This window comes from Geomonas sp. Red276 (assembly GCF_054784495.1).
This window is the reverse complement of the sequence record NZ_BLXW01000094.1, coordinates 1-1,241: the sequence shown is the minus strand read 5'-3', so window position 1 is coordinate 1,241 and position 1,241 is coordinate 1. Positions and strand designations below refer to the sequence as shown.

Here is a 1,241-nt window from a genome sequence, read left to right as displayed (position 1 = left end):
AAACGATTCTTCACGGCAGCCTCCTCGGATGGAATGTGCCGTGATTATATGAACCACCTACGACGTAATATGTCGCGCTTGTCTTCCAGCGGAAGATTGGCGCTAATCAGGTAAGATTATAAGTTACTCGGTTGCCTGCTCAGGTGAGGCCTTCAGCAAGTCCCGCAAATTCCACGCGTGCTCTCTGACAAGAAGTTCCCCTCTGATTACTGCTTGGCTAACGGCAGGCTGAGAATTCCCCAACTCTTTGGCAAGGAATGTCGCCGTCAGGCCCAATTCACGTATAGCCCAGAAGCAGAGCAGGGCACGCGCTTGAACATGCCGTGGTTGCTTATCTGCTTTACGAACCTCATCTTCTTTAATCCCCAAGACCTTAGCAACGACAGCGATAACGTGCTCGACATCGATGTGATCGCGATGGTACAGGCTCTTCTTTTCGATCTCTTCTGCTTCTACTTCGCTGAGAACCTCGTCGACAAAATCGCTGTTTCCGAGAATCCGCTCGTCGCTCTTGAGGAAGACGCCGTATTCCCTCGCGGCAATGACTGCATGCCAACTGCCGGCACTCCGGACCAACCCTCCTCCGGTCAGGTCTGGTCTTTGGCCCTGCGTGATCCCGTCAACCACAAACGCCTCATACGCTTTCAAACTCTCTTTCCGTTCTCTTCCAAAGCGCTCCAGGATCTGCTTCGTTGGCATCCATGACTCCAACTTACAGTTCAAGCCGACAACGCAACTCTGACCACAGTACGGGTAGCGCCTGAGCTCTTCATAAGAAGTGACAATACCGGCACGTAACGGGTTGAGGTTGATGTAGCGAACCAGTTCAAGAAGGTAAGTGTCTTCCTGACACAGGATCGATTTATAACGATTCTGGAAGAAATGCCCGTGTCGATGATGACGCAAGTTGAAGGTTGTAGCGTACCCGGTCAGCAGTTTCTGCATCACAACTGATATGGGCACTTGCCCCGTCTCAAGAAGGAGGTGGAAATGGTTTGGTATAAAGGCCCACGCAAAGCAACGAGTTGAAGCTTTTGTGGTGATCTCAAACCAGTCGATGGACAAAATCGTCCCGGTCAACATCGTCATGGAAGATGTCTCTCCGCTCAATGTGCGTATTCCGATGATTGCGACCGGGTGAACTGATGTGATTGCGACCGCCGTTCCGCTGTCATTGCGACCAGCGTTCCGGGGATTGCGACCGGGTAGTCGCGAGGTGAGGTCGTCACTGTCTCACAGGT

At 52.1% G+C, this 1,241-nt stretch carries 1 protein-coding gene; it reads right to left on the bottom strand.

The window, feature by feature from the left end:
• Window positions 1-123: 123 nt before the first annotated feature.
• Window positions 124-1,089 carry a transposase gene (locus ACYVL5_RS23615; protein WP_460597993.1) on the bottom strand — a complete coding sequence of 322 codons (966 nt, stop codon included), beginning with the start codon at window positions 1,087-1,089 and terminating at the stop codon, window positions 124-126.
• Window positions 1,090-1,241 lie beyond the last annotated feature (152 nt).

Excerpts from the sequence above, each read along its gene's own strand:
- ACYVL5_RS23615 (WP_460597993.1), bottom strand. The coding sequence starts at position 1,089 with ATGACGATGTTGACCGGGACGATTTTGTCCATCGACTGGTTTGAGATC.